The sequence below is a fragment of the bacterium genome, from assembly GCA_035559435.1.
GTDB lineage: Bacteria > Zixibacteria > MSB-5A5 > WJJR01 > WJJR01 > JACQFV01.
Genome location: DATMBC010000055.1, coordinates 44,411 through 69,402 on the forward strand (window position 1 = coordinate 44,411; position 24,992 = coordinate 69,402).

Annotated in this window: 23 protein-coding genes and 1 tRNA gene; 11 read left to right on the plus strand and 13 right to left on the minus strand. The window is 62.8% G+C overall.

Annotated features, from left to right (window positions below; all coding sequences use genetic code 11):
- Window positions 1–43: 43 nt before the first annotated feature.
- The 11 genes from VNN55_06495 to VNN55_06545 form a co-directional block, all read right to left on the minus strand.
- A complete protein-coding gene (locus VNN55_06495) occupies window positions 44–634 on the minus strand; it encodes a DNA-3-methyladenine glycosylase I (protein ID HWO57198.1) in 591 nt (196 codons plus the stop codon).
- Window positions 635–663: 29 nt separating this feature from the next.
- Window positions 664–984: a hypothetical protein gene (locus VNN55_06500; protein ID HWO57199.1), complete on the minus strand. Its 321-nt coding sequence runs from the start codon at window positions 982–984 to the stop codon at window positions 664–666.
- A 1,366-nt stretch (window positions 985–2,350) separates the two neighbouring features.
- Window positions 2,351–2,435: transfer RNA gene (locus tag VNN55_06505), tRNA-Leu, on the minus strand.
- Window positions 2,436–2,484: 49 nt separating this feature from the next.
- Window positions 2,485–2,940 (minus strand): preprotein translocase subunit SecG, encoded by a 456-nt coding sequence (gene secG / locus VNN55_06510; protein HWO57200.1) that lies wholly within the window; start codon window positions 2,938–2,940, stop codon window positions 2,485–2,487.
- Window positions 2,941–3,021: 81 nt separating this feature from the next.
- A complete protein-coding gene (gene tpiA / locus VNN55_06515) occupies window positions 3,022–3,780 on the minus strand; it encodes a triose-phosphate isomerase (GenBank protein ID HWO57201.1) in 759 nt (252 codons plus the stop codon).
- A gap of 84 nt (window positions 3,781–3,864) precedes the next feature.
- Window positions 3,865–5,064, minus strand: coding sequence for a phosphoglycerate kinase (locus VNN55_06520; GenBank protein HWO57202.1), 1,200 nt, complete (start codon window positions 5,062–5,064; stop codon window positions 3,865–3,867).
- Between the two features lie 40 nt (window positions 5,065–5,104).
- Window positions 5,105–6,100, minus strand: coding sequence for a type I glyceraldehyde-3-phosphate dehydrogenase (gene gap, locus VNN55_06525; GenBank protein ID HWO57203.1), 996 nt, complete (start codon window positions 6,098–6,100; stop codon window positions 5,105–5,107).
- 71 nt (window positions 6,101–6,171) lie between these two features.
- Entirely contained in the window at window positions 6,172–6,867 is a 696-nt protein-coding gene (locus tag VNN55_06530) for a hypothetical protein (protein ID HWO57204.1), read from the minus strand.
- Between the two features lie 15 nt (window positions 6,868–6,882).
- A complete protein-coding gene (locus VNN55_06535) occupies window positions 6,883–7,635 on the minus strand; it encodes a hypothetical protein (protein HWO57205.1) in 753 nt (250 codons plus the stop codon).
- A gap of 16 nt (window positions 7,636–7,651) precedes the next feature.
- Window positions 7,652–8,713 carry an ATP-dependent 6-phosphofructokinase gene (locus VNN55_06540; GenBank protein ID HWO57206.1) on the minus strand — a complete coding sequence of 354 codons (1,062 nt, stop codon included), beginning with the start codon at window positions 8,711–8,713 and terminating at the stop codon, window positions 7,652–7,654.
- A 148-nt stretch (window positions 8,714–8,861) separates the two neighbouring features.
- On the minus strand, window positions 8,862–9,473 hold the full coding sequence (locus VNN55_06545) for an ester cyclase (GenBank protein HWO57207.1): 612 nt from the start codon (window positions 9,471–9,473) through the stop codon (window positions 8,862–8,864).
- 375 nt (window positions 9,474–9,848) lie between these two features.
- Here VNN55_06545 and VNN55_06550 point away from each other — a divergent pair, with 375 nt between their 5' ends.
- The 8 genes from VNN55_06550 (at window position 9,849) to VNN55_06585 (ending at window position 17,839) form a co-directional block, all read left to right on the plus strand.
- A complete protein-coding gene (locus tag VNN55_06550) occupies window positions 9,849–10,145 on the plus strand; it encodes a hypothetical protein (protein ID HWO57208.1) in 297 nt (98 codons plus the stop codon).
- Window positions 10,146–10,159: 14 nt separating this feature from the next.
- Complete coding sequence (locus tag VNN55_06555; protein ID HWO57209.1) at window positions 10,160–12,370, plus strand: sigma 54-interacting transcriptional regulator; 2,211 nt, start codon at window positions 10,160–10,162, stop codon at window positions 12,368–12,370.
- A 102-nt stretch (window positions 12,371–12,472) separates the two neighbouring features.
- Window positions 12,473–13,456: a sugar phosphate nucleotidyltransferase gene (locus VNN55_06560; protein HWO57210.1), complete on the plus strand. Its 984-nt coding sequence runs from the start codon at window positions 12,473–12,475 to the stop codon at window positions 13,454–13,456.
- Window positions 13,457–13,517: 61 nt separating this feature from the next.
- On the plus strand, window positions 13,518–14,672 hold the full coding sequence (gene metK / locus VNN55_06565) for a methionine adenosyltransferase (GenBank protein HWO57211.1): 1,155 nt from the start codon (window positions 13,518–13,520) through the stop codon (window positions 14,670–14,672).
- 37 nt (window positions 14,673–14,709) lie between these two features.
- Window positions 14,710–15,969, plus strand: coding sequence for an adenosylhomocysteinase (gene ahcY, locus VNN55_06570; protein ID HWO57212.1), 1,260 nt, complete (start codon window positions 14,710–14,712; stop codon window positions 15,967–15,969).
- A 106-nt stretch (window positions 15,970–16,075) separates the two neighbouring features.
- A complete protein-coding gene (locus VNN55_06575; GenBank protein HWO57213.1) occupies window positions 16,076–16,372 on the plus strand; it encodes an NIPSNAP family protein in 297 nt (98 codons plus the stop codon).
- Window positions 16,369–17,088, plus strand: a complete 720-nt coding sequence (locus VNN55_06580; protein ID HWO57214.1) for an HAD-IA family hydrolase — start codon at window positions 16,369–16,371, stop codon at window positions 17,086–17,088. Before VNN55_06575 ends, VNN55_06580 begins: the two co-directional genes overlap by 4 nt.
- Before the next feature lie 52 nt (window positions 17,089–17,140).
- Entirely contained in the window at window positions 17,141–17,839 is a 699-nt protein-coding gene (locus VNN55_06585; protein ID HWO57215.1) for a pirin family protein, read from the plus strand.
- Window positions 17,840–18,005: 166 nt separating this feature from the next.
- On the opposite strand, the gene VNN55_06590 is transcribed toward VNN55_06585, so the two are convergent.
- Window positions 18,006–19,136, minus strand: a complete 1,131-nt coding sequence (locus tag VNN55_06590) for an LptF/LptG family permease (protein HWO57216.1) — start codon at window positions 19,134–19,136, stop codon at window positions 18,006–18,008.
- A gap of 15 nt (window positions 19,137–19,151) precedes the next feature.
- Entirely contained in the window at window positions 19,152–20,522 is a 1,371-nt protein-coding gene (locus VNN55_06595; protein HWO57217.1) for an LptF/LptG family permease, read from the minus strand.
- Between the two features lie 157 nt (window positions 20,523–20,679).
- Here VNN55_06595 and VNN55_06600 point away from each other — a divergent pair, with 157 nt between their 5' ends.
- From VNN55_06600 to rnr, 3 genes are all read left to right on the plus strand, one after another.
- Window positions 20,680–21,645, plus strand: coding sequence for an HD domain-containing protein (locus VNN55_06600; protein ID HWO57218.1), 966 nt, complete (start codon window positions 20,680–20,682; stop codon window positions 21,643–21,645).
- A 9-nt stretch (window positions 21,646–21,654) separates the two neighbouring features.
- On the plus strand, window positions 21,655–22,683 hold the full coding sequence (locus tag VNN55_06605; GenBank protein ID HWO57219.1) for a rod shape-determining protein: 1,029 nt from the start codon (window positions 21,655–21,657) through the stop codon (window positions 22,681–22,683).
- A 75-nt stretch (window positions 22,684–22,758) separates the two neighbouring features.
- Window positions 22,759–24,951, plus strand: coding sequence for a ribonuclease R (gene rnr / locus VNN55_06610; protein ID HWO57220.1), 2,193 nt, complete (start codon window positions 22,759–22,761; stop codon window positions 24,949–24,951).
- The last annotated feature ends 41 nt before the right edge of the window (window positions 24,952–24,992 follow it).

Sequence of the window (24,992 nt, forward strand, 5' to 3'; positions counted from 1 at the left end):
CGCCCGATCTCACATCGCGGCAAGGGGCGTATGCAATACGCCCCTACCGGGGGTCGATCTGACACTCCGCGTGCCGGAAACAACTCACCAAGTGGTCGTTGACCATCCCCGTTGCCTGCATGTGCGCGTACATGATCGTTGTGCCGACAAACCGGAATCCGCGCGCCTTGAGGTCCTTGGACATGGCATCCGAGATAGGTGTTGACGCCGGAATCTGCTTGGTGGTCTTCCAGCGGTTGACGATCGGACGGCCGTCGGTAAAGCGCCAGATATAGGCGTCGAAACGGCCGAACTCTTCGACCGTCTTCAGGAACGCCCGCGCGTTGGAGATCGTCGCCTCGATTTTCAGCCGGTTGCGGATGATGCCCTCGTTTTTCATCAGCGACTCGACATTGTGCTTGTTGTAACGCGCAATCTTCTCCGGATCGAACCCATCGAAGGCCCGGCGGTAGTTCTCGCGCTTGTAGAGCACTGTCCGCCACGACAACCCCGCCTGCGCCACTTCGAGAGTCAGGAACTCGAACAACCTGCGGTCATCATGCACCGGCACGCCCCACTCACAATCGTGGTAATCGAGCATAAGCGGGTCATCAGATGGCCAGGGACAGCGGGCGAAGTCGAAAGTCAGGTCCATCGCGCTAACGAGAACTATCCTGGTGGGACTCATCTTGCCGTACGGATCGAGCGGCTCAGGGCTTCCAGGAGTGAATCCTTGCGTATCTTCAAGTCATGTCTTCGGTAGAACAGATCTCTGAACTCGGCAACTGGTTCAAGCGAATCAACGGCTTCGTCCATCGCTGCCATCACAGTCCGGATGCGGTCATCAATGTCGTGCCATCTCACCGAGATTGAGTCGGCGAGCGGTTCCAATGCTGCTTTTCGCTCAAGTTCCGCCCTCGTACCGGTCGGAAGAAGACCTTGAGCGCCTGCTCGCTTGTTCGCAGTCGCAATACTGTCCGGGTACGCTTGTTCGATGCTGTCCAACAGCCGGCCGAATCTATCCAATTGGACTCCGATAGTGGCTTGGCCTTCGCGCGACGACATGGTGGGCTTGCACAGCACAAGGTATGCGGCTACCGCGGCGAATACCGCCGCAACAGCGGCTATGGCAGTCCAAACCGTCATCCATGATGGGCGACGGCATCGTTTCCCGGTGGGTTGTTGAGGAGCATTCTCTTCAGGTACTCCAGCAGAATCAATCATTGCCATACAAAGAAGAGGGCCCGAAGGCCCTGTCAATCACTTTTGTGGCGGTCATGATACTTGTTCAAGGGCGGATCATCGCACGACAAGGGCCGTCGAGAAATAGGCCTCCGGCATAGGAGCGACTCAACCTCTGAATCGATCGTGGTAGGAAACACAACTACGAAATTTGCTAAGTTAGTTTCCTGCTCATACAAGCTGGACAGAGACATTCACGCCACTTTGACACAAGATGCATGAGTCCGTGGATCTTGTCCTGATCTTGGTCGAAACGAGGGAGGAGCTTGTCAAGCAGTTTAGCGTCCCCTTCCTCGTATCTTCGATAAACCGCATAGGAGACTAGGTCCGCGGCTTGGAGTAGGCGGGTAGTCTTCGAGTCCGCAAACGCTGGGGCGTCAGCGTAGTTCTTTACTCTTCCGAACTTGGTCCCTTTTCGTCGGTATTCCAAAAGCAGTTTGTCCAGGTGCCCAGTGTACCGTTGCGAGTCCAAGACCATCAGACCTCGATTTCGGTCGCGTCTTTGATCTTTTTCGGCGCCCACAGGCGCATTTGTCCGATTCAAGAAGGCGTCGAAGTGCCCACAGAGCTCATGAAAAGACTTCTCGACTGGATCATCATGGCCAAATGACGATTTGTGCATCGCCACTCCGAACAGCATGAGGCCTCTCGGATTCACATCAAGGATGGCTTGGCACAAATCTTGCAGTATCGCGTCGCGCATCTTGCTCTGGAACTGACGCCAAGTCCCTCGACCCGCGCGAATGTTGCTTGAATGGAACTCAATCGGTGATGTCATATCAGGAAACCACTTCTCCTGCACTCGATCGAAAGACTCACTAAGGTAGTATGCCTGGTTCTCATAGACAGCCACGGCTCCCATGACGAAGTACTCGCCCTGTCCCATGGCAGGTCGTCCCGATTCGTCGACGTAGAGAAGGAACATATATGGAGAATACCCCAGAGGCGGCAAACAGGGCAAAAAAAAAGCAGACCCGGTGGGCCGAGGCCCAACGAACCGCGTAAGGCAGTCCTCCGGAGTCGCTAACTACTTATTCGTACTCTTTCAGCAGAAGTTTGACTCTTTTTTAGATATCGAAGCAAATGTCGTCGCCGCGATGCTAACCAGTTGATTCACAACGCATTACTGTGGTGCGCGAGGCGGGATTTGAACCCGCACGGGTTGCCCCACCACCCCCTCAAGATGGCGTGTCTGCCAATTCCACCACTCGCGCACGTGGTGTGTACCGCCGCCCATCGAGGTCCACGGGCGTCACACAAGACCTATCGCGGCGAATCGGTCGGATTCGGCGGCGTCTGCGCCGGCTGCTGCTGTGTCTGACCCGCCTGCTGATTCTGCTCCGGGTTCAACTGGTCAATCGGCGTCGGCTGGGTCGTCGCCGGCTGCGTCTGATCGGTTGTGGTCGTCGCGGGCGCCACAGGCGGCAACTGGCTGGCCGCCTCCTGCACCGCGCTCTCGCCCTGCAGACCGCCAGTGGCGGTGCTGGTCGAGGGATTCAGAAACGACAGGACCAGCGCCGAGGCGAAAAACGAGATCGCCAGCACCGTGGTCGCCTTGGCCAGGAAGGTCGCCGCTCCACGGCCGCCGAAGACCGTGCCGGTCATCCCGCCGCCCCCGAAGGCGCCGGCGAGACCCTCGCCCTTGGCCGACTGCAACAGGACCGAAATGATCAAGCCCACGCAGATCAGAAGATGAATGCCGATGAAGATTCCGTACACACGACCTCCAATTGTTCCTCAGTCCCACTGGCAAGCAAAAAAGCAGATTCCTCGCTTCGCTCGGAATGACTCTGCAATCCTCTAAACCGCGGCACGGATGATGGCGTCGAACTCGTCGGCGATAAGCGATGCGCCGCCGACCAGCGCGCCATCAATGTCCGGATCCGCCAACAATCCCTTCGCGTTGTCCGCCTTCACCGAGCCGCCATACTGGATCCGTGCACGCTCACCCACGGTTGCGCCAAATCGCTGCGCCAGCCAATGGCGGATGAACCGGTGCATTTCGCCGGCCTGGGCCACCGTCGCGACCTTGCCGGTGCCGATCGCCCACACTGGTTCATAGGCGATCGTGACTTTCTCCATCTGCGCTTCGGTCAGGTCCTTCAGGCCGCCGGCCAACTGCCGCTCGACCACCTGCTCGGTCTGGCCCGACTCGCGTTCTTCCAGAGTTTCACCGACGCAGACAATCGGCCCAAGCCCGGCGGTCAACGCCGCCTGGACCTTGCGATTGACCCCCGCATCGGTCTCGCCGAACAACTGCCGCCGTTCGGAGTGTCCCAAGATAACCAATTGGCAGCCAACCGTCAACAGCATGCCCGCCGAGATTTCCCCGGTGAACGCTCCCGAGGCCGCCTCATGCATGTTCTGCGCCCCCAACATGATGCGGCTGCCGCGCAGGTAGTCGGCGGCCGGATATAACGACACATAAGGGGGGAAGATCGCCACATCGGCATGCTTCCAGCCCGCTTCCCGCTTGTGGAGCGCCGCGCACAACTGCATCGTGGTCGGGACATCCCCGTTCATCTTCCAGTTGCCGGCGATAAATGGTTTCCGGGTCATATCAGCCCTGATGGGCGCCTACGCCTCCGGCGCGCGCCGTGATGTGGTCATGCCCGTGCGCTGTCGCCGTGCGGCCCGCGCGCCCTATTTGTCATTGAGCGCCGCCACTCCGGGCAGGATCTTGCCTTCGAGAAACTCCAGCGAGGCACCGCCGCCGGTCGAGATGTGTGAGATGTGCTCGGCGACACCGGCCTGATGCACCGCCGCCACCGAATCGCCACCGCCGACCACGGAGATCGCGCCACGGTCGGTGGCATGCGCCACCGCTTGTGCGACGGCCTTGGTGCCTTCATCGTATGGGGGCGTCTCGAAGACCCCCATCGGGCCGTTCCAAAAGATTGTCCCGGCTTGGCTGAGCACGTCGTCGAAGTCCTTGATCGTGTGCGGGCCGATGTCGTATCCGGCCATGTCGTCAGGAATCGACTCGACGGCAACGATCTGGTGCATCGCCTCCGGTGTCAGGTCGGCCGCCACCACACAATCCCACGGGAGAATGATCCGACGGCCGTCTTTCTCGGCGTCGCGGAGAATCCCTTTGGCGGTGTCCACCAGGTCCTCTTCGACCAGCGATTTGCCGACCGGTTTGCCCTGCGCCTTGAGGAAGGTGAACGCCATCCCGCCACCGATGAGAAACGTGTCCACCGTCTTCATCAGATTGGTCAACACCTCGAGTTTTCCCGAGACTTTGGCGCCACCGAGGATCGCGACGAGTGGCCGCTTCGGATTGGTCAGCAGACGTCCCAGATAATCGAGTTCCTTTTCCATCAGGTAGCCCGCGACGGCGGTGCGGAGGAACTTGGTCACACCCTCGGTTGAGGCGTGCGCCCGATGCGCGCTGCCGAAAGCGTCGTTCACGTATATTTCGGCGCAGGCGGCCAGACGACGCGCAAACTCGGGGTCGTTCTTTTCCTCGGCGGCGTGGAAACGGACATTCTCCAGCAGGCAGATGTCGCCGTCGTTGAGGATGCGGCAGCAGTTCTCGGGTTTAAGACCGATGCAATCTTCGGAAAACCCGACCGGCCGGCCGATCAGGCGGCTGAAATGCTCGGCGACCGGGCGGAGGGAATACTTCGGATCGGGCCCATTCTTGGGACGCCCCAAATGCGAGACCAGGATGACCCGTGCCCCGGCGTCGACCAGCCGACGGACCGTCGGCAGCGCCGCCACCAGCCGCGTGTCATCGGTGACTTTGCCGTCCTTGATCGGCACATTGAAATCGACGCGCACCAGGACCCGCTTGCCGCGCACCTGCCCGATAATGTCATCAATGGTCTTCTTGTTCATCAGTCTCTCTTCAATCGCCAATCGCCGATCGTCAATCGCCTCAATCGTGCATCCGCGCCAGCATCTCCACCACACGGCAGGAGAAGCCCCACTCGTTGTCGTACCACGAGAACACCTTGACCAGATTGCCGTTGGCGCGCGTCTCCCTGGCGTCGAAAATCGAGGAGTGCGGATCGCCCACAATGTCCATCGAGACAATCGGGTCCTCGCAGTAGTAGAGGATGCCCTTCATGGGACCCTCGGCGGCTTTCTTCATCGCCGCGTTGATCCCTTCCGCCGTCGCCGGTTTGGCGGTGACACAAGTCAAGTCAACCAGCGACCCATCCGGCACCGGGGCGCGCACCGCCACGCCGTCGAGTTTGCCTTCCAGCTGCGGCAGGACCAGGCCGATGGCCTTGGCCGCGCCGGTCGAGGTGGGGATGAGCGACATGGCCGCGGCACGGGCCCGGCGCAGGTCCTTGTGCGGCAGATCGAGAATGCGCTGGTCGTTGGTGTAGGCGTGCACCGTGGTCATGTATCCCGACACGATGCCGTATTCAGCATCCAGCACCTTGGCCACCGGCGCCAGACAGTTGGTCGTGCAGGAGCCGATCGAAATGACCATGTGCTTTTTGGGATCGTAGTCCTTGTCGTTGACGCCGATCACGAAGGTGCCGTCGACCTTCTTGGCCGGCGCGGAGATGAGCACGCGCCTGGCGCCGGCGGTCAGGTGCGCCGCGGCCTTCTCACGATCGGTGAACAGCCCTGTCGACTCGAGCACCGTCTCGGCGCCCAGTTCCTTCCACGGCAACTTTGTGGGATCCTTTTCGGCGGTCACCTTGATACGCTTGGCGCCGACCACCAGCGCGTCACCGTCGGCCTTCACGGCCACGTCGAGACGGCGATGGATGGAGTCGTACTTGAGCAGGTGCGCCATCGTCGGGGCGTCGCAGATGTCGTTGATGCCGACAATGTCAATCTGCGGATTGTTCATCGCCGCGCGGTACACCAACCGTCCGATACGTCCGAATCCATTGATCCCCACTTTGATTGCCATAGTTCCTCCGACTCCTTTTGGGATGTGATGTGCGGCAGGTCCGACCGCGATCTGCGCGGGCCACAACGCGGCTAACGATACATGTAGGCGGCTCCGATGAGCACCATGGTTCCCGAGTAGTCTTTGACACCGAATAACTCTTTGTCGAACTTGGCGCGTTGATATTTGACCGTCCCGGTCAGGCAGAACGACGGCGACAGGACCAGATTGGCCCCGGCGCCAAAGTAGTACCCCAGCGCCGTGCGCGATTCGGTGTCGAACCCGATCAGATTCGACCGCGCCAGATTGATCTCAAACAGCTCGGTCCCGACCACGAGCGACCCGCCGGCGCGCAACGAGGGCTGGAGCTTCTGTTGCGTCCGTTTGGCCATGGGGTAGAGGATGATGCCGGCGCTGAGCGGATAGATGGTCGCATCGCCGAAGATGTCCTCCTCGCCGGTCCGCACCCGCAAATCGCCGCGGTTGATCGCGCCGATGCTGAAGTCGAGATTGAGAATGCCCGTCATGTGGGGCTGGTAGAAAAACTCGAGATGGAAGGCGGTGTTGGACGCATCGAGACGGGCGTTGGGTTCGGTGATCTCGTTGCCCAGATCGCTGGTGAACCATGGCCCCAGTTGCCCGCCGACCAGCGCCTTGCCCCACTGGCCCGGTGTCGGCTCCTGGCGCGCTTCCTTCGGTACGCCCATCGGTTGCGCCGCCAGCGGCCCGGCCATAAGCAGTGCCGCCAGCACGGCCGTCATCAACGCGATCCCTGAGATTTTGATCACACCCGCTCCTTGTTGTTACCGCACCCGCAGCGTCACGCCCACCGACGCCCACAGGCTCGACAGATCGAAGTTGCCATCGTCGCTGTAATTCAGATCGCTGAGACGGTAGGCGATGTCACCCACCAGCCCGAACCGGCCGCTCAGGTAGTATTCGCCGCCGGCGCCGATCAGAAAGCCCAGCGCCGCCTTGGTTCCCTCGGAATACACGCTCCGCCCCAGGCGCGGGTGGATGTTGCTGGGTTGTTCGCTGGCAATCAGCACCGAGATTCCGCCGCGGGCGTAGATGTTGTGCGGATGAGCCGCTGTGCCCAACTCATGGATCGCCCGCGCCCCAAGAAACAGCGGGATGAAATCGACACGGCCGTCGCCGAACAGGATTTTGCTGGCCTGCGATGTGTCCCCCTTGGGGTCCACCGGTGTTATCGGCGGTTCCTCCTGTATCCCATCGACCTGAACGTCATTACGTTGGGCAAATCCCGCCCCAATCTCGACCCACCAGATCCCCTTAACGTTAAAAAGCCCGTAGAGTTCGAGGAAGGGGGCTATCTGTCCGTCTTCTTCGACCGCGGCGCGGTAGAGCGTGTCGGGATCTTCGTGGAAATACACGTATCCGAGCGATCCGGCGATGTCCTGTTGCGGCCAGGCGCCGACACGCACCCCGAAACGGTCCCCTTGGCGCTGCGCTGACGCGGCGGCGGGACACGCCAGTAACGCGATGATCGCGGCCATCGCCGCCAGCCCGATGTGGATCCCTCTCCGACCGCGCATCCGTGCCTCGCTTTCGTTATCCGAAGAAATAGGCGGCTTCCTCAAACAGTTCCGGTGGCACTGTCCTGGTCTTGCCCGCCACCTCGGCGAGAGGAACCGAGGTGATCTGGTTATTGCGGAATGTCACCATGCGCCCGAACTGGCCCTGTTCGATCAGGCGCACGCCGTGCAATCCGAATCGGGTGCACATGTAGCGATCCAGAGCCGTCGGCGATCCGCCGCGCTGCACATGGCCGAGGATAACCTCGCGCGTCTCGTAGCCGGTGCGGGCCTCGATCTCGCGCGCCAGGACCTGCCCGATACCGCCGAGACGCACATGCCCAAACTCGTCGATTTCGCTGTCCTGCGTCACGAGCTTGCCCTCGCCGCCCTTGCCGTTGGCTTTGGTCAACGAGGCGCCTTCGGCCGCCACCACTATCGACCAGTCCTTGCCGCCCTCATGGCGACGGGTGATGAGCGCGCACAACTCATCGATGTTCGTCGGGCGCTCCGGTATCAAAATCGCGTCGGCGCCGCCGGCGATTCCCCCTTGCAGGGCGATCCAGCCCGCGTGACGGCCCATCACCTCAACCACCATCACGCGCTTGTGCGATTCGGTGGTGGTGCGCACGCGATCGATCGCATCCACGACCGTGTTGACCGCCGTGTCGAACCCGAAGCAGTAGTCAGTGCCGGCCAGATCGTTGTCGATGGTCTTGGGCACGCCGACGATCGGAATGCCGTTCTCGAACAGGGCATGCGCGACCCCCTGCGTATCCTCGCCACCGATGGCGATGATCCCATCCAGACCCAGACTCTTGACCGTCTGCTTGGCCTGGTCGATGCCGCCTTCCTTTTTGACCGGATTGGTGCGCGAGGTCTTCAGGATCGTCCCGCCCTGACCAATGATGCCCGAGACTTCCCGCAGTGCGATCGGACGGGTGGAGCCGCCCTTGAGCAGTCCCTTCCAGCCGTCGAGAATGCCGGTAACCTGCCAGCGATTGTGCTTGATGGCCTTGACCACAATGGCGCGAATGACCGCGTTTAACCCCGGGGCATCGCCGCCGGACGTCAGTATCCCTATGTGCTTGGATTCCAAGTGAGTTTCCGTCCTTCCCCTCGTCGGTGAATACCGGCGAGAGGCCCAAGTATGCCCGCCTGACCAGTGAAGTCAAGAAAGGCGAGAATCAGACCTGTCTAAAACCTGGTCATGCAACCCTTTTATCGACAGGCAATTACGGCGGATTTCACCGTCCTGCCAACTGCCGCCTCAGCCCCTCCAAATCTCCCAGAACCCAGCCCTTAGTGATTCGTCCCGACTGGACCGAGAAGAAGGCAGCACCCGCGTATCGAATCGGTCGGCCCGTTGCCGGAAATCCAAAGATCGGGCCGCTGTGCGTGCCACTGTAAGTCAGCCGGACAGCCGCCCGGTCGTTGTCAACGATGAGCTCGTCGATCGTATTATGGAAGTCCGGAAAGGCCGCGCGCACCTGCTCCATGTACCGACGGAACCCTTCCTGACCGACGACGTCCGTTCCCAGCGACCCGCGAAAGACAAGAGCCGGATCGATCAGCGCCGGTATGAGGTCCCAACGCCACTGATTCCACAGTTCGTGGTAGTATCGCTCGATGATTGTCGCGGCGGCGTCCATTGCCAATCCATTGCCGGTCATCCGGCGTTGGTGGTGCACGATATGGCAATTGACCTGAGGATAAAAAAGAATTTCCCTGCCGCCGGCGACGGGACCGTCCGTGGTAGTTGACCGGCGGCAGGGTGGTGAGGGAACGTTTCGCTCCCCCGAAGACACGCCCGGAACGGGCTCCCCGTGTTCCGCATCAACAAATGTCGTGCCGAACAAGACCCATCATGCACAATTCTGCGATTGATCGCTGGGAATCCCTCTAACTGCATGAATGCCAGTCAGAGGATTGCGCTCAGTTCTCGAGAGGAGTCCATGGATCGGACCCGTAGCGCGCAGAAACCCACGCCGGAGTGCGTAGTGCTACGCACCCCGTGCGAAGCGCTACGCAGCCGCAAGCGTTCTTCCACGCACCGGCCGGCCCGTCGGCAGCCGCCACGGGCGCCCGCGGAGGCTTGACAAAAACGGGAAAGCCCATTTACTGGATGATGGCACCCTTGCATCCATAATTTACGGACCCTTCATACCGCAAATCATTGTCTGCACAGTGGTAGGTGCAGCGTCGACATTACACCTGATCCAGTGAGGTACGCCATGAACAGGATGCTCCTACGAGTCATGCTCGTGTCGCTTCTGTGCGCGCTTTTGGTCGCGCCGGCGGCTTGGGCACGCAATCGCAAGACCATCACCGTGCGGCGGGGCCACCCGGCGGGTGACACCGGCCGGCTCACCGCGGCGGTGTCCGCGCCCACGGCATCGACCGGCATTGTTGTGCTGCGTTTTGGCCTGGGACTGTCCCAGTCCTATGTCTTCCGTCTGGACCTCTCCGGCCAGCACCTGTCCGGGTCGCATTCCCAGCAACTTCCCTCGACCAAGACTGGAGCGCGCTAATGGCGGAGGCCCACATGACAAACCTGGCGAATGACGCCGAAGCGTTTCTGACCGGCCGCCAGTATCAACGCGCCCTGGCCCTCGTCCAATCGGCGCTCGCGCAGGCGAGCGGCGATCCGGCGACGGACACTGTCCGCCTCCGACTGATCGAGGGCGAGTGCCTGGCATTCCTGGGCGAACAGCGTCGGGCGCTGGAGATCTGCGGACCGCTTCTGGAAACTCTTGGCGTCTCCAGCGAGCATGCGCTCTACGCGCGCGGCTCGCTGATCATGGGGATCGCGCAGTTCTACCTTGGCCAGACCAACGAGGCCTTGGAGAACGCGCGCATCGCCCTGTACGCGTACAAGCGCGCCGGCGACACCGATGGCGCCTGCCGCAGTTTGAACTGGCTGGGTAACATCCACTTCGACCGGTCGGAACTTGCCGACGCCGTGCGCGCCTATGAGCAGTGTATCGCACTGGCCGACACCGCCGCGCGGCCGCGTTGGGTCGCGGTCGGACGTTACAACCTCGGCAAGGCCTTCGCCCTGTGCGGCGAGATTCCGAAGGCGCTGGCCACGCTGACCGACAATCGCGAAGCGCTGGCGCAGGTGTCCGATCCGCTCAACGTCATGCGCAGCGACCTGCTCACCGCCTTCGTACGGATTCAGGATGGCGACCACACCGGCGCACGCGCCGCGTTGCGCGCTCTGGAATCCGCGGTCTTCGACTCGCCGCATCTGCGCGAGCAGGGCGCCTGGTGTGAGTACATGGGCGAACTGGAACTGCGGGAAGGCAACCTCAAGGCGGCGGCCGAACAGTTGGCCCGCGGCATCGCCATCGGATCGGGACCCAGCCGTGACGAGTCGGTCGTTGGCCAATCCCGCCGATTGCTGGCCGAAGTGCGGCTGGCCGAGGGCGATTTCCCCGAAGCGGTCGCCGAATGCCACCGCGCGCTTGAATCCGTCCGGCGCGTGGGCGAGCGCTTTGAAGAGGGCGTGATCTACCGCCTGCTCGGCGAAGCCCACCACCGGCTCGATCAGAATCCCGAGGCCCGCGCCGCCTTTAAGCAGTCAGTCGACTTGCTGCGCACCATCGGCGCGCGGCTGGAGTGGGCCAAGTCATGCCTGGCCGCCGGTCAGTCGACGGTCTTTTCCCGCCGCGAGCGCTACGCCTTCCTGGCCGAGGCCGAACGGCTCTTCGGCGAAACCGGCGTCGAGCGCTGGATCGAAGAGGCCCGCGGCGCCGCCCAGGATCTCCTGCAGGGTCGTGTGGGTGAAATTCGCGCCCGCGCCACCGACACCGTCGGCTCCGCCTTGTTTATCAGCGCCGACAGCCGCACCCGCGACACGCTCAAACTCGCCGACCGGCTGGCGCGCGTCGATATCGCCGTCCTGATCACCGGTGAGACCGGCGTCGGCAAGGACCAGTTGTCGCGCTATGTCCACGCCCAAAGCCCGCGTCGCGACGGCCCCTTTGTGCCGATCGACTTGTCCTGCATCCCGGAATCACTCTGGGAAAGCGAGGTCTTCGGCCATCGCAAGGGCGCCTTCACCGGCGCGACGGCCGACAAGATCGGACTGATGGAGTCGGCCAATGGCGGCACGGTGTTCCTCAACGAGATCGGCAACCTGCCGCTGCCGTTCCAGGCCAAGATTCTCGAGCTGCTCGATTCGCAACGGATCCGTCCGGTGGGGCAGACCGAACCGTTGACCCTGGATGTCCGTTTCATCGCGGCGACCAATGAGAATTTGCGCGCGGCGGTGGCCGCCGGACGATTCCGGCAGGATCTGTACTTTCGCCTGGCCGGCGCGCCGTTGCATCTGCTGCCTCTGCGTGAACGGCGCGGCGACATCCTCCCGCTCATCCGTCATTTCCTGGTTGAGTATGGAGTGCCGGTCTCGGATCTCTCGTGTCTGGACATGCAGTTGTGGGTCGAGCGCGCCTACAACGGACACTGGGAAGGGAACGTGCGCCAACTGCGCTCGTTTATCCATCGCCTGGTGGCGATCGCCGAGCGCCCTTCCGATCCCGAGTTTGCCGAGTGGGCGATGCGGCTTTTGGAGCAGATTGACATCATCCATGAGCCCAATGTCGGCGCGCGGGTCTCGCGCGAGGCCCTGCGGGCGGCGCTGGAACGCAACGTATGGAACCAACGCGCCGCGGCGCGCGATCTGGGGATCACCGAAGGCGGCGTCCGCCACCTGATGCGCCGCTGGGATGTCGCCCGTCCCAAAGCGGCGTAGCCGACCGGTCATGAGCCCGGACCCATAATCCGCTTGTTATGGGTCTGCGAATTGCGCAATCTGTCCGACTGGCCCGCGGTACTGGGCCAGTCGGACAGACGCATGACCAACGTGATCATCCCCGCCGCCGGCGTCGGCACCCGCCTCCGCCCGCACACACACACCGCTCCGAAGGCGCTGCTGCCAGTAGCCGGCAAGCCGATCCTCGGTCATATCCTCGATCGCATCGCCGCCGTCGACGGCCTCGGTACCATCCGGCTGGTCGTCGGCTTCCTCGGCGACCAGATCGAGGAGTATGTCCGGACCCGCTATGATCTGAATGTCCGCTTCGTCCAGCAGGCCGAACTGCTCGGCCTGGGGTATGCCGTGCACCTCGCGCTCGAGGACACGCCCGATGACGACCCGGTGCTGATCATTCTCGGCGATACGATCCTCGATGTCGATTTGGGCTCCTTCGTGACCGGGCCGGAGGATGCCATCGGCGTCAAGGAGGTCGATGACCCGCGCCGCTTCGGCGTGATCGAGACCGATGGCCGTTACATCACCCGTCTGGTGGAAAAACCCGCCGACCCTCCGTCGAAGTGGGCGGTGGTCGGGCTCTACGGCATCCACTCAACCGGGCTTCTGCGCCGCTGCCTGAAGGATGTCATTGGTTCCGCCCGGACCAGCGCGGGGGAGATTCAGATGACCGACGCCCTGCAGCTGATGGTCGAACGCGGCAGCCGGATGCGCGCGGTCCCTGTCGATGGCTGGTTTGACTGCGGCAAGGTCGAAACCCTTCTGCAAACCAACCGCCACCTGCTCGGCAAGAGCGCGCTTCACTATCAATTGGACGGTTCCATTGTGCTGCCGCCGGTGTATATTGCGCCCTCGGCCGTGGTCGAACGCTCCGTGATCGGGCCGTATGTTTCTATCGGCCAAGGCGCCCGGGTTGCGGACACGGTCGTGCGCAATTCGATCATTGCCGACGAGGCCCAGGTGAGCCGTTGCGTCATGGAAGATTCGCTCGTCGGTGCGCGCGCCACCGTGGAAGGAACCGCCAAACGTCTCAACGTCGGCGACTCATCGGCCGTGGGCCTGCCCTGAGCTTGCACCCCCTCAACACCAGCGCCGCAACGATGGCTCCGGGCCGGCGGCGGGAGGATGAATGAACGGCGATTTTCTGTTTACGTCCGAATCGGTGACCGAAGGCCACCCGGACAAAGTCTGCGACCAAATCTCCGACGCGGTCCTCGATGAGGTGATGCGTCTCGACAAGATGGGGCGTGTCGCCTGCGAGACCTTTGCCACCGTGGGGCTGGTGATCGTCGGCGGCGAGATCACCACCAGCGCCTTCATCGATATCCATCGGCTGGTGCGCGAAACGCTTCGTGAGATCGGCTACACGCAGTGCGGTTTCAGTTGGGATTCCTGCGGCATCCTCAACGCCATCGGCCCGCAGTCGGCCGACATCGCGCAGGGGGTCGACACCGGCGGCGCCGGCGACCAGGGGTTGATGGTCGGCTTCGCCTGCCGCGAAACGCCCGAGCTGATGCCCATGCCGATCATGCTGGCGCACCACCTGACCCGCCGGCTGGCGGAAGTGCGCAAGAAGCGCATCCTGCCCTACCTCGGACCCGACGGCAAGTCGCAGGTCACCATCGAATATAAAGACGGTGTCCCGGCCCGCGTGCACACCGTGGTGCTGGCCGCCCAGCACGACGAATCCATTCTCGACGGCACCGGCAGGATGATTACCAACGCCGCGCGCGAGCAACTCATCGACACGGTGGCGCGCGAGGTGATTCCGAAGCGACTGCTCGACGACCGCACGATCTTCCACGTCAACCCCACCGGCAAATTCGTCATCGGCGGCCCGCAGTCCGACACCGGCATGACCGGACGCAAGATCATCGTCGACACCTACGGCGGTATGGCCCCGCACGGCGGCGGCGCCTTCTCGGGCAAGGACCCGACCAAGGTCGACCGTTCCGCCGCCTACATGGCGCGCCACATCGCCAAGAACGTCGTCGCCGCCGACCTGGCCGAGCAGTGCACCGTGCAGTTGGCCTACGCCATCGGCGTCGCCGAGCCGGTCTCGGTGATGATCGATTGCAGCGGCACCGAACGCATCCCGTCGGCCCGCATCAGCGAGCTGGTCCGCAAGCACTGGGACCTCACCCCGAAAGGGATCATCGACTACCTGGGACTGCGCGCGCCGATCTACAAGGCGACCGCCGCCTATGGGCACTTCGGACGCACCGAGGCGACGTTCACCTGGGAAAAGACCAACATGGCCGCGGCGCTGAGCAAGGACGCCTGAGCGCGCCATCACCCCGTACGAGGAGAATTCAATCGATATGGATTATCACGTTTCCGATCTGTCGCTGGCCGCATCCGGCGCGCTGCGCATCGAGTGGGCCGAAAAGAACATGCCCGTCCTGCGCCTGATCCGCGCCCGCTTCGCCAAGGAAAAACCGCTTAAAGGCATCCGCGTGGGCTGCTGCCTGCATGTCACCACCGAGACCGCCAACCTGATGGAAACGCTGAGGGACGGCGGCGCCGAAGTCCGCCTCTGCGCCTCCAATCCGCTCTCCACCCAGGATGATGTCGCCGCCTCGCTGGCCAAGCACACGAAGGTGGGCGTCTTCGCCACCCGCGGCGAAGACAACAAAACCTACTACAAACACATCGACGCCGTGCTGGCGATGAAGCCGCAGGTCACGATCGACGACGGCGCCGATTTGGTCTCCGCGCTGCATCAGGAGCGCAACAACGCGATCGCCGCCGGCATCTGGGGCGGCCTCGAGGAGACCACCACCGGTGTCATCCGCCTGCGCGCCATGGCGCGCGAAGGTGTGCTCAAGTTCCCGATGGTCGCGATCAACGATTCGCAGACCAAGCACTTCTTCGACAACCGCTATGGCACCGGACAGTCGACCATCGACGGCATCCTGCGCGCCACCAACCATCTGCTGGCCGGATCGAGAGTGGTCGTGGTCGGCTATGGCTGGTGCGGACGCGGCGTGGCGGTGCGGGCCCGCGGCATGGGCGCCGATGTCATCGTCTGCGAAGTCGAGCCGGTCAAGGCGATCGAGGCGGTCATGGATGGCTTCCGCGTCATGCCGATGGCGCAGGCCGCCAGGGACGGCGATGTCTTCATCACGCTCACTGGCAACCTCGCCGTCATCCGCAAGGAACACTTCGCGAAGATGAAAGACGGGGCCGTGGTCTGCAACTCCGGCCACTTCAACGTCGAAATCGACATCGATGCCCTCGACAAAATGTCCAAGGGCAAGCGCAAGGTCCGTCACGAGGTCGAGGAGTACACGCTGCGCGATGGACGTCGCATCCATCTGCTCGGCGAGGGACGGTTGATCAACCTCGCCTCGGCCGAGGGCCACCCGGCGATGGTGATGGACATGTCCTTCGCCAACCAGGCGCTGGGCGTCGAGTTCATTGCCAAAAACCGCGGAAAACTCCCGTTGGGCGTGCACGCCCTCCCGGAGCGCATCGACAAGGAGATCGCCCGGCTGAAACTCAAGTCGATGGGCGTCAAGATCGACACCCTGACCGCCGCGCAGAAGAAATACCTCGCCGAGTGGACGATGGGCACCTGATCGGCCCCACAATTTCGCTGTCTCTGGCGGCGCCGTGCTTGAACACGGCGCCGTCGCTTTTTATACTCGGACTGGAAATGTCCACTTTTAGTCCACAGGAGGTTCCATGATTCTGGTCCGCAACACCTTCCAGCTGCAGTTCGGCAAGGCCAAGGAAGCCAAGGCCGTCATCCAGGCCGGGATGAAGGCCCTGACCGCCCCGGGACTGATCGAGCATCGCGCCTACATGGATCTGTCCGGGCCGTTCTACACGCTCGTCTTGGAGAACACCTGGGAGAGCATGGGCGCCTTTGAGAAGGCCCTGGCCGATCTGGGCAACCAGAAAGAGTGGCAGCAGTGGTATGCCAAACTCGTTCCACTGGTTGTCTCCGGGCACCGTGAGATTTATTCTGTGATCGCATGAGCGACGTGACCCGATTCCAGGCGTTGACCTTCGATTGTTACGGCACCCTGATCGACTGGGAGCGGGGCATTCTCACGGCGCTGCGTCCAATGCGGCAGCGGTTGGTTGATCGAATCGATGATGGCCAGTTGCTCGTCGCCTTCGGCGACGCCGAAAGCCGCATCGAACGCGAGCACCCGACATTGCCCTATACCGAGATTCTGCGCCGCGTGCATCAATCTCTGGAATCGACCTTTGAATTGCCTGGGGACGCCGCCGCGGCGGCGGCCTTCGCTGGCTCGGTGGGCGACTGGCCGCCCTTTCCCGACACCGTCGCCGCCCTGCGCGATCTGCAGACACGCTTCAAGCTGGTGATCGTCTCCAACACCGATCATGCCTCCTTCGCCGGCACCCAGCGGTCGTTGGACATCCGATTCGATGCGCTGGTGCTGGCCGAGGATGTCGGCGTCTACAAGCCCGATCATCGCATGTTCGATCGCGCCCTGTCGACGTTGGCGAACATGGGCATCGGGCGCGACAGCGTCCTCCATGTCGCGCAGAGTCTCTACCATGATCATGTCCCCGCCAAGGCGCTGGGGCTGGCCACCGCCTGGGTGGATCGCTACCGCGGCCAGTCCGGCGGCGCAGTCCGACCGCCCGGCATCGATATCCGTCCCGATTACACCGTCGGCTCCCTGCGGGAACTTGCCGTACGGTTGGGCGTTTCTACCGATTGAACGCGCGACAACGCGCCCGAAAACCGTAGAACCTCAATCCACGGGAGGCAACATGATCCGAGTCATCCCCGCGCGGGAACGTCATTTCAACGACTTCGGCTGGCTGCAGACGTACTGGCTGTTCTCGTTTGACACCTACCGCGATCCCGACAACGTCAACTTCGGCGCGCTGCGCGTCTTCAACGACGACGTCGTCGCGCCCGGCGGCGGATTCCCGCCGCACCCGCACGGCGAAATGGAGATTGTGACCATCGTCCTCTCCGGCGCGGTCACTCATTCTGACAGCATGGGCAACAAAACGGTCATCCGCGCCGGCGATGTCCAGCGCATGACCGCCGGCACCGGTGTGCGCCATTCCGAGTTCAATTTCGAGGGCGAGCCGCTGCATCTGTACCAGATCTGGATCCTGCCCGACAAGCGCGGATTGACGCCCAGTTACGAGCAGCGCACCACCCGCGTCGCCGACTACAAGAACCGCCTGCTGGCGGTCGCTTCCAGCGATCCGTCACACCGGGACGTTGTGCGGCTCAACACCGACGCCGTAATCTACCTGTCGGACATGGACGCCGGGCATGAGCATGTCTTCCGCAATGAGGCGGGACGACGCATCTTCCTCTATGTCACCGCGGGCGCGCTGGAGGTCAATGGCGCGCTTCTGGAGACCAACGACCAGGCGCGCATCGAAGGGGAGAAGGAGCTGACAATCCGCGCGCAGTCGGCGGCGAGGTTCATTGTCGTCGAAGTCCCGTAGCCTCCGACGCAGCCCAGCGACAAACAAAGATTGCTTCGCCCCGCATAAAGCCGCGGGGCTCGCAATGACGATAGGGGGGGCTTGTGCCCCTCTGATCGTCATTGCGAGACGGCCCGGCGCTGTGCGCCCGGCCGGCGAAGCAATCTTTGTTCGGCAGGGGAGCGGCCTACTTCCGCACACGCCATAGCGCGATCAGCCCTGCCAGCAAGCACAGGACATTCGGCGTCCAGGCGGCCACGATCGAGGCATGGGGAACCCAGGCAGGATACAAGTCGGCCAGGAGCGGACGCAACGCGCCGCTGTGCCCCAGCGACCGGAAGATTTCGTACAACACGCGCACTACGAACGTGATCATCATCGCGATGCCGAAATTCAGCGCCATGCCCGCGTGACGCGTCCGTGCCGCGATCGGGAACCCGATCATAACCACGATCAGATTGATGAAGGGGAAGGCGATCTTCAACGCCAACTCGGTTTCCTCAAGCGTTGGATTGCCGCCGGTGCCGCGCAGACGCGCCACCGTCTGCTTTAGCTCCCCGTAGGTCATCTGCTGCGGGTTGACCCGCTTGCGGACCACATCCTCGGGCGTTTCCGACCAGGCGGGGAAAGCTGTGACGTTGAATGGCTCGTACGACACCACACTGTCGCCGGAGGGGGAGAAATTGCGGATGCCGCCGTCTTCGGCCACCCACGCCGACTCCTGATACCAGATTCGTTTCATCTCGACCGTCTGGGTCAGACGGCCGTTGTCGATTGTTTGCACCGTCACATCGGTGCCGAGATTCTGCTTGGTGTTGAAGGTCTTGAAGTGGTAGACGCGTCCGCCGCCGCCGACGAGAAAGACATTTTGCAGCAGCAGCCGCGCCGGCTCCGCGGTTCCCTTGATCAGCCGCTCGCGCAGATCGGCGCGGTTGCGCTCGCAGCGCGGGTAGATGGTCTCGCCGGCCATGAAGACCAACACCGTGACAACCAGCCCCATTGCCAGGAAGGGCGCCGACAGCCGCCACAGTGACAGCCCGGCGGCGCGCATCGCCACCAGTTCGTTGGTCTTGGCCAGGAATCCGACGGCAAAGAGAGTCGCCAGCAGCACCGCGACCGGCGTCACCAGGATTAGCACATACGGGCTGTAGTACAGGTAGTAGAGCGCGACATAGACAAAGGGCACGCCCTTGTCGATGAACTTGTCGATGTTTTCCACCAGGTCGACGATGATCGAGATCGCCCAGAAGGCGACCAGCGCCCACAGCAGACTGAAGACGAACTTGCCGATGAGGTAGCGATCAATGCGTATCAACATGCCGTCAACCCGACGTCAGCCGCGTGTCCATGCCCAGATCGCCCGCGGGGAGAGCGGAATCTCGTTGGTGCCCGTCCACAAGAGCAGCGCCCCCGCCGCGCCGATCAGCAGATCGGCGCTCCACATCGCCCAGAACGGCGAGACAAAGCCGCGGTCGGCCAGTTTCTCCCCGCCGATGAGAAAAGCCCAATACAGCAAAAACAGCCCGATCGACACGCCGATGGCGGTCGCAATCCCTCCGCGCCGTGCCCGCACCGCCAACGGACAGCCGATGAGGACGAAGACCACGCACGCCGCCGGGATCGAGTACTTCTTGTACACTTCGATTTTGTACTGATCGATCAACCGCTGCTGATTGTCCATCGCCGCCCGCTCGCGCTCGATCATGGCGACCACCCGTGAGGCCCGCTCGGCGGCCCGCTGACGGGCGTTGAGGCTGTCGGCGGCGGGCAGAAAATCGGGACGGTCGACCGGCATGGGATAGGCGACCATCTGTGAATCGGGCGGTCGGAGGAAGACCGCCGCCACCCAGGAGGAGCAGGTGCTGTTGATGGTGCGCCAGCGCGAGTCGATCGAGGCCCGCCAGACCGCGATGTCCTCGTTCATTTGCGCCGCCGACTTCTCGCGGTCGGTGCGATACTCCGTGTCGGTCCGCGTCCACTCGTCGCCCACTCCGCCAAGGTAGAAGGTCTGATGCTCAAAACGCGTGCGGCGGTACTTGACCCGGTCCTCGGGATCGGGCTCGTGGATCTCGCCGTCGTACAATTCGAGGATCAGCGTGTTGCCGTCCTCCGAGTTGCGCATCGTGCCGGTCTTCGCCGTCACCGTGCGCGGCTCGGCGCGGTTTTTGTGATCGAAGATCGTTACGTCGGCAATGTCGGAGGTCTTCTCGTCGAGCGACTTGATCAGCAGATGGTAGCCGGCGATCCGGTCCTCGAGGACATTGGCCTTCAGGTCCAGCGTCGGACGCTTGCGCCGGATGTCGGACATCAGTTTGCGCGCCTGATGATTGGCATCAGGCAAAACCTCGTTGTTGAAGACAATCAGCCCGGACGCCATCACCCCCGCCAGGATCAGCACCGGCACGATCATTCGGTACAGAGACACCCCGGCCGCCTTCATCGCCGTGGTCTCCGAATCGCCCGCCATCCGACCGAAGGCCATCAACGTCCCAGACAGGACCGCCATCGGCACCGCCAGGGCGAACATCCAGGCGAGATTGAGGACAAACACTTGAATGATCACCCAGGCGGGCAGGCCCTTGGACACCACCATCTTGACCACGTTGGGGATGAAATCGACGACAAGGACCAGCGTGACGACCACGAGCGCGAACACAAAGGGCCCGTAGTGCTCACGCAGTATGTATCGGTCCAGTCGCGACATGCGGCGTGAATATAGACCCCGCCTTCTCATACCGACAGTTCATAAGTCTGCGCCACAAACGGCACTTACGGGCTTTCCGCTTGACTTTGCCGCCGGGGGAAGGGATTTTGGGCCGTTTACGGAACCCATTGGGGTCCAGCGAGTTTAAGAGGGGAAGATGGCCATCCGCGACCTTGCGCCCGGCGACCGCGTCGAAGATTTCTTTGCGCTCCGCAAGTTCGAGCGCCGCGAGCATCAGGGGGGCGAACGGCTCACGCTGGAGCTCGGCGACGCATCGGGACGCATGGAAGCGGTCATGTGGGAGGGGTATGAATCTCTGCTCGACCAATTGCGCGCCGGCGATATCGTCAAGGTCCGCGGTCTGGTCGGGACCTACCGCGATCGTCCGCAGATTCGCATCGAAAGGATGCGTCCCGCCGGAGCCGACGACCAGGTTGACAAATCGGCCTTCGTCCCCCGCGCGCCGGTCCCGTCTGAAACACTGGCGGCGGAATTGGACCGCTTCATCGGGTCGATCGCCGATCCCTGGCTTTCACGGTTGCTGGGGTCGCTGCTCGGCGACGGCGCCACGCGCGCGGCCTACCTGCAGGCGGCTGGCGGCAAACGCTGGCACCATGATTCGCTCGGTGGACTGGCGGAACACTCGCTGAACATGGCGCGCATCGTCGAGCTGCTCTGCCAGGTCTATCCCGATCTGGACCGCGAGCTTCTGATTTGCGGGGCGCTGCTGCACGACATCGGCAAGATCGAGCAGTATGCCATCGGGTCGATGATCGACTACTCCGATGAGGGCCGGTTGGTCGGGCATATCAACTCCGGTGACTTCCGCGTCACCAGCGCCATGCGGGCGATCGAGGGGTTTCCGGAACGGACCGAACAACTGCTGCGGCACCTGATCATCTCGCACCAGGGACAGATGGAGACCGGATCGCCGGTGGTGCCGCAGACGCGCGAGGCGTTCATTCTCTACTACGCCGACGAGATCGACTCCAAAATGGGCGCCCTGCGCCATGTCGCCGAAAAAACCGGCGACCGGCCGTGGAGCGAGTTTGTCAATCTGATCGGACGGCACATATACTTCGGCGGGCGGGACCAGGGAACGGCCGCCGGCGCAGATGAATAGGATGGGGCAGTGGGACTCTTCGACCTGATTTCCTCCGACATTGGCATCGACCTCGGCACCGCCAACACGCTGGTCTGGGTGCGCGGCGTCGGCATCGTGCTCAATGAACCCTCGGTGGTGGCCACCGAGGTCAGCAGTGGACGCATCCTCGCCGTCGGCTCGGCCGCCAAGGAGATGCTGGGACGCACCCCCGATGAAATCCGCGCGGTGCGTCCGCTCAAAGACGGCGTGATCGCCGACTTCGAGATCACCGAGAAGTTGCTCTCGGACTTCATCCGCCGGGTGATTCGCCACCGCTACCTGATGAAACCCAAAGTGGTGGTCTCGGTGCCGTCGGGGATCACCGAAGTGGAAAAGCGCGCGGTGCGCGATTCGGCCCAGAGCGCCGGCGCCCGCGAGGTCTTCCTGCTGCAGGAGCCGATGGCCGCCGCCATCGGCGTCGGGCTGCCGGTCGACCAGCCCTCCGGCAACATGGTGATCGACATCGGCGGCGGCACGTCAGAAATCGCCGTCATCGCCCTTTCGGGGATCGTCAACAACATGTCGATCCGCATCGCCGGCGACGAGATGAACGAGTCGATCGTGCTCTACCTGAAGAAGAACTACAACCTCCTGATCGGCGAATTGACAGCCGAGGAAATCAAGATCCGGATCGGCTCGGCCGCGCCCTTGGACCGCGAGGAATCGATCGAGATCAAGGGACGCGACCTGATCGCCGGCGTGCCCAAGACAATGAAGATCTCCTCGGTGCAAGTGCGCGAGGCGCTGGAAGAACCCATCGACGCCATTGTCGAGGCGGTCCGGCAGTCGCTCGAACGCACCCCGCCCGAACTGTCCTCCGACATCCTCGACCGCGGTATCATCCTCACTGGCGGCGGCGCCCTTCTGCGCGGTCTCGACCGCCGTCTCAGGCAGGAAACCAATCTCCCGGTCAACGTCGCCGATGACCCGCTCACCTGCGTGGTGCGAGGCACCGGACGGGTCCTGGAAAACATGCCGATGTTTAGCAAGGTGCTGATCAAGAGCCGTCGCGACTGATCCGATGTGTCTGTCCGTTCGATATGATGGTGAACAGGGGGCGTAAGCCCCTTGTTTGCCTTTGGAGCCCTTCGCATGACCCTGACGCCCGACAGCATTATTCACTTCCTGATCCACGACGTTGGACGGCCGGTCAAGCTGCGCGAACTGTCGCACTTGATGCATCTGCCAGAGCGCGACTACCCGAAACTGCGCGGCCTGGTCAAGCAGATGCTTTCGTCCGGACGGCTGGTGACGCTCAAGCGCGGACGTCTGGCGCCGCCCGATCCGCTCAACCTGATCATCGGCACCGTGGCGGTGCGTCGCGGGCAGCACTTCTTCGTCCGTCTTGATCCACCCGACGAGGACCCCGGGGCGCCGCGCCGCGAGATCTTTATCCGCCCGCGCGAGCGGCTCACCGCGCTTGACGGCGACCGGGTGATGGTGCGTCTGCATCAGGAAAAAGACGGGCCCACCGAGGAAGGGGCTATCATCAAGATTCTCGCGCGGGCGCTCAAGCCGATCGTCGGTATCTACCACAAGTCGCGGCACTTCTCCTACGTGGTGCCCGATGCCCCGCACCCGCTGCGCGAAATCCATGTTCCGCCCGCCCAGACCCGCAAGGCGCAGATCGGCCAGCAAGTGATCGTGCAGATCACCGACTGGGACTCCCCCGATGCCTCCCCGTCCGGGAAGATCGTCGAGGTGCTCGGCTTCCCCGATGAACCGGGTGTCGACATCGAACGAGTTATCGGTTCCTACAATCTTCCGCGACGTTTCCCCGCCGAGGTGCTTCAGGAAGCCAAGGCGTTCCCCGACTCGATTCCTCCCGGTGAGCTGAAGGGACGCGAGGACTTTCGCGACCTCATCACCTTCACCATCGACCCCGCCGATGCCAAGGACCACGACGACGCCGTCTCGATCGAACGCGTGGGCCGTCACTGGCGGCTGGGAGTGCACATCGCCGACGTCAGCCACTATGTCCGTGAAGGCGGCGCGCTCGATCGCGAGGCCTACGAGCGCGGCACATCGGTCTATCTGGTCGACCGTGTCATCCCGATGCTTCCCGAGCGGCTCTCCAACGATCTATGCAGTCTGCGGCCGAAGGTCGACCGGCTGACGCTCTCCTGCATCATCGACCTGAGCGAAACCGGCGAGGTGATCAAGTACCGGTTCGTCGAGGGCGTGATCCGTTCGCGCGCGAAGTTGAGTTACGAGATGGTCATGGACTACTTCGCGACAGGGGAGAAGACGCGCACAATCGCGCCGCTGGCCGACACGCTCGACATGATGCGGGCGCTGGCGCGCCTGCTGCGACGGCGGCGGTTCGCCCACGGCAGTCTCGACCTCGATGTCCCGGAAGCGAAGGTGATTCTCGACGAAGACGGCCACCCGGTGGACATCCGGCTGCGGCACTCGGATGAGTCGCACCAGTTGATTGAGGAATTCATGCTGGTGGCCAACCAGTGCGCCGCGCACCGCTTCCTGCGCAAGAATCTTCCCTGTCTCTATCGCGTCCATGCGCCGCCGGCCCCGGAAAAGATGGAAGAATTCGCCGGATTCGCCGAGCACCTGGGCTTCCGCTTCTCGGCCGAAGGGGGCGTCACGCCGAAAAAGCTCGCGCAGTTTCTTGAGCAGATCCGCGATGACCCGCGCAAGGACATGATCCACCAGGTCCTGTTGCGCTCGCTGATGAAGGCGGTCTATCAACCCGACAACGTCGGGCACTTTGGATTGGCGTTCCCGTACTACACGCATTTCACCTCGCCGATCCGCCGCTACCCCGATCTGTGGATTCACCGGCACATCAAGAAGCTCGAGTCCAACACCTGGAAGGTGGCGCAACAGAACAGCATGCGCGCCGCGCTGCCGGCCATTGGTCGGCAAACCTCCGACCGTGAGCGGCAGGCGGAGGAAGCCGAGCGCGAATCAATCCGCATTAAGCAACTGGAGTACCTCTCGCAGCACCTGGGCGACGAATACACCGGCAAAGTCTCCGGATTCCTCGAGTTCGGCATGTTTGTCTCTCTGGATGGGATCGGCGCCGACGGGCTGGTCCGGTTTTCCGGCATCGACGATGACTTCTATGTCTGGGAGCGCGAACGCTGGCAGGTGCGGGGACGCCGACGCGGACGGACCTTCCGTCTCGGCGAAAGCGTTCGTGTGCGCCTGATCCGCACCGATGCCGAACGTCGCGAGATCGACCTGGAGTTGGTCGCCGAGGAATCACCCCGAAAGCCCAAAGCCGGCGCAGCGCGCCGCTATGGGCGACGATCCCGTCGTCGCTGACTGTCCACACAGCGATCCGGGCCCTTGCCATTCTGGCCAGA

Coding starts and splice junctions, on each gene's coding strand:
- VNN55_06495 (HWO57198.1), bottom strand. CDS start 634: ATGGACCTGACTTTCGACTTCGCCCGCTGTCCCTGGCCATCTGATGAC.
- tpiA (HWO57201.1), bottom strand. CDS start 3,780: ATGACCCGGAAACCATTTATCGCCGGCAACTGGAAGATGAACGGGGAT.
- VNN55_06520 (HWO57202.1), bottom strand. CDS start 5,064: ATGAACAAGAAGACCATTGATGACATTATCGGGCAGGTGCGCGGCAAG.
- gap (HWO57203.1), bottom strand. CDS start 6,100: ATGGCAATCAAAGTGGGGATCAATGGATTCGGACGTATCGGACGGTTG.
- VNN55_06535 (HWO57205.1), bottom strand. CDS start 7,635: ATGCGCGGTCGGAGAGGGATCCACATCGGGCTGGCGGCGATGGCCGCG.
- VNN55_06550 (HWO57208.1), top strand. CDS start 9,849: ATGAACAGGATGCTCCTACGAGTCATGCTCGTGTCGCTTCTGTGCGCG.
- VNN55_06555 (HWO57209.1), top strand. CDS start 10,160: ATGACAAACCTGGCGAATGACGCCGAAGCGTTTCTGACCGGCCGCCAG.
- VNN55_06560 (HWO57210.1), top strand. CDS start 12,473: ATGACCAACGTGATCATCCCCGCCGCCGGCGTCGGCACCCGCCTCCGC.
- metK (HWO57211.1), top strand. CDS start 13,518: ATGAACGGCGATTTTCTGTTTACGTCCGAATCGGTGACCGAAGGCCAC.
- ahcY (HWO57212.1), top strand. CDS start 14,710: ATGGATTATCACGTTTCCGATCTGTCGCTGGCCGCATCCGGCGCGCTG.
- VNN55_06575 (HWO57213.1), top strand. CDS start 16,076: ATGATTCTGGTCCGCAACACCTTCCAGCTGCAGTTCGGCAAGGCCAAG.
- VNN55_06580 (HWO57214.1), top strand. CDS start 16,369: ATGAGCGACGTGACCCGATTCCAGGCGTTGACCTTCGATTGTTACGGC.
- VNN55_06585 (HWO57215.1), top strand. CDS start 17,141: ATGATCCGAGTCATCCCCGCGCGGGAACGTCATTTCAACGACTTCGGC.
- VNN55_06590 (HWO57216.1), bottom strand. CDS start 19,136: ATGTTGATACGCATTGATCGCTACCTCATCGGCAAGTTCGTCTTCAGT.
- VNN55_06595 (HWO57217.1), bottom strand. CDS start 20,522: ATGTCGCGACTGGACCGATACATACTGCGTGAGCACTACGGGCCCTTT.
- VNN55_06600 (HWO57218.1), top strand. CDS start 20,680: ATGGCCATCCGCGACCTTGCGCCCGGCGACCGCGTCGAAGATTTCTTT.
- rnr (HWO57220.1), top strand. CDS start 22,759: ATGACCCTGACGCCCGACAGCATTATTCACTTCCTGATCCACGACGTT.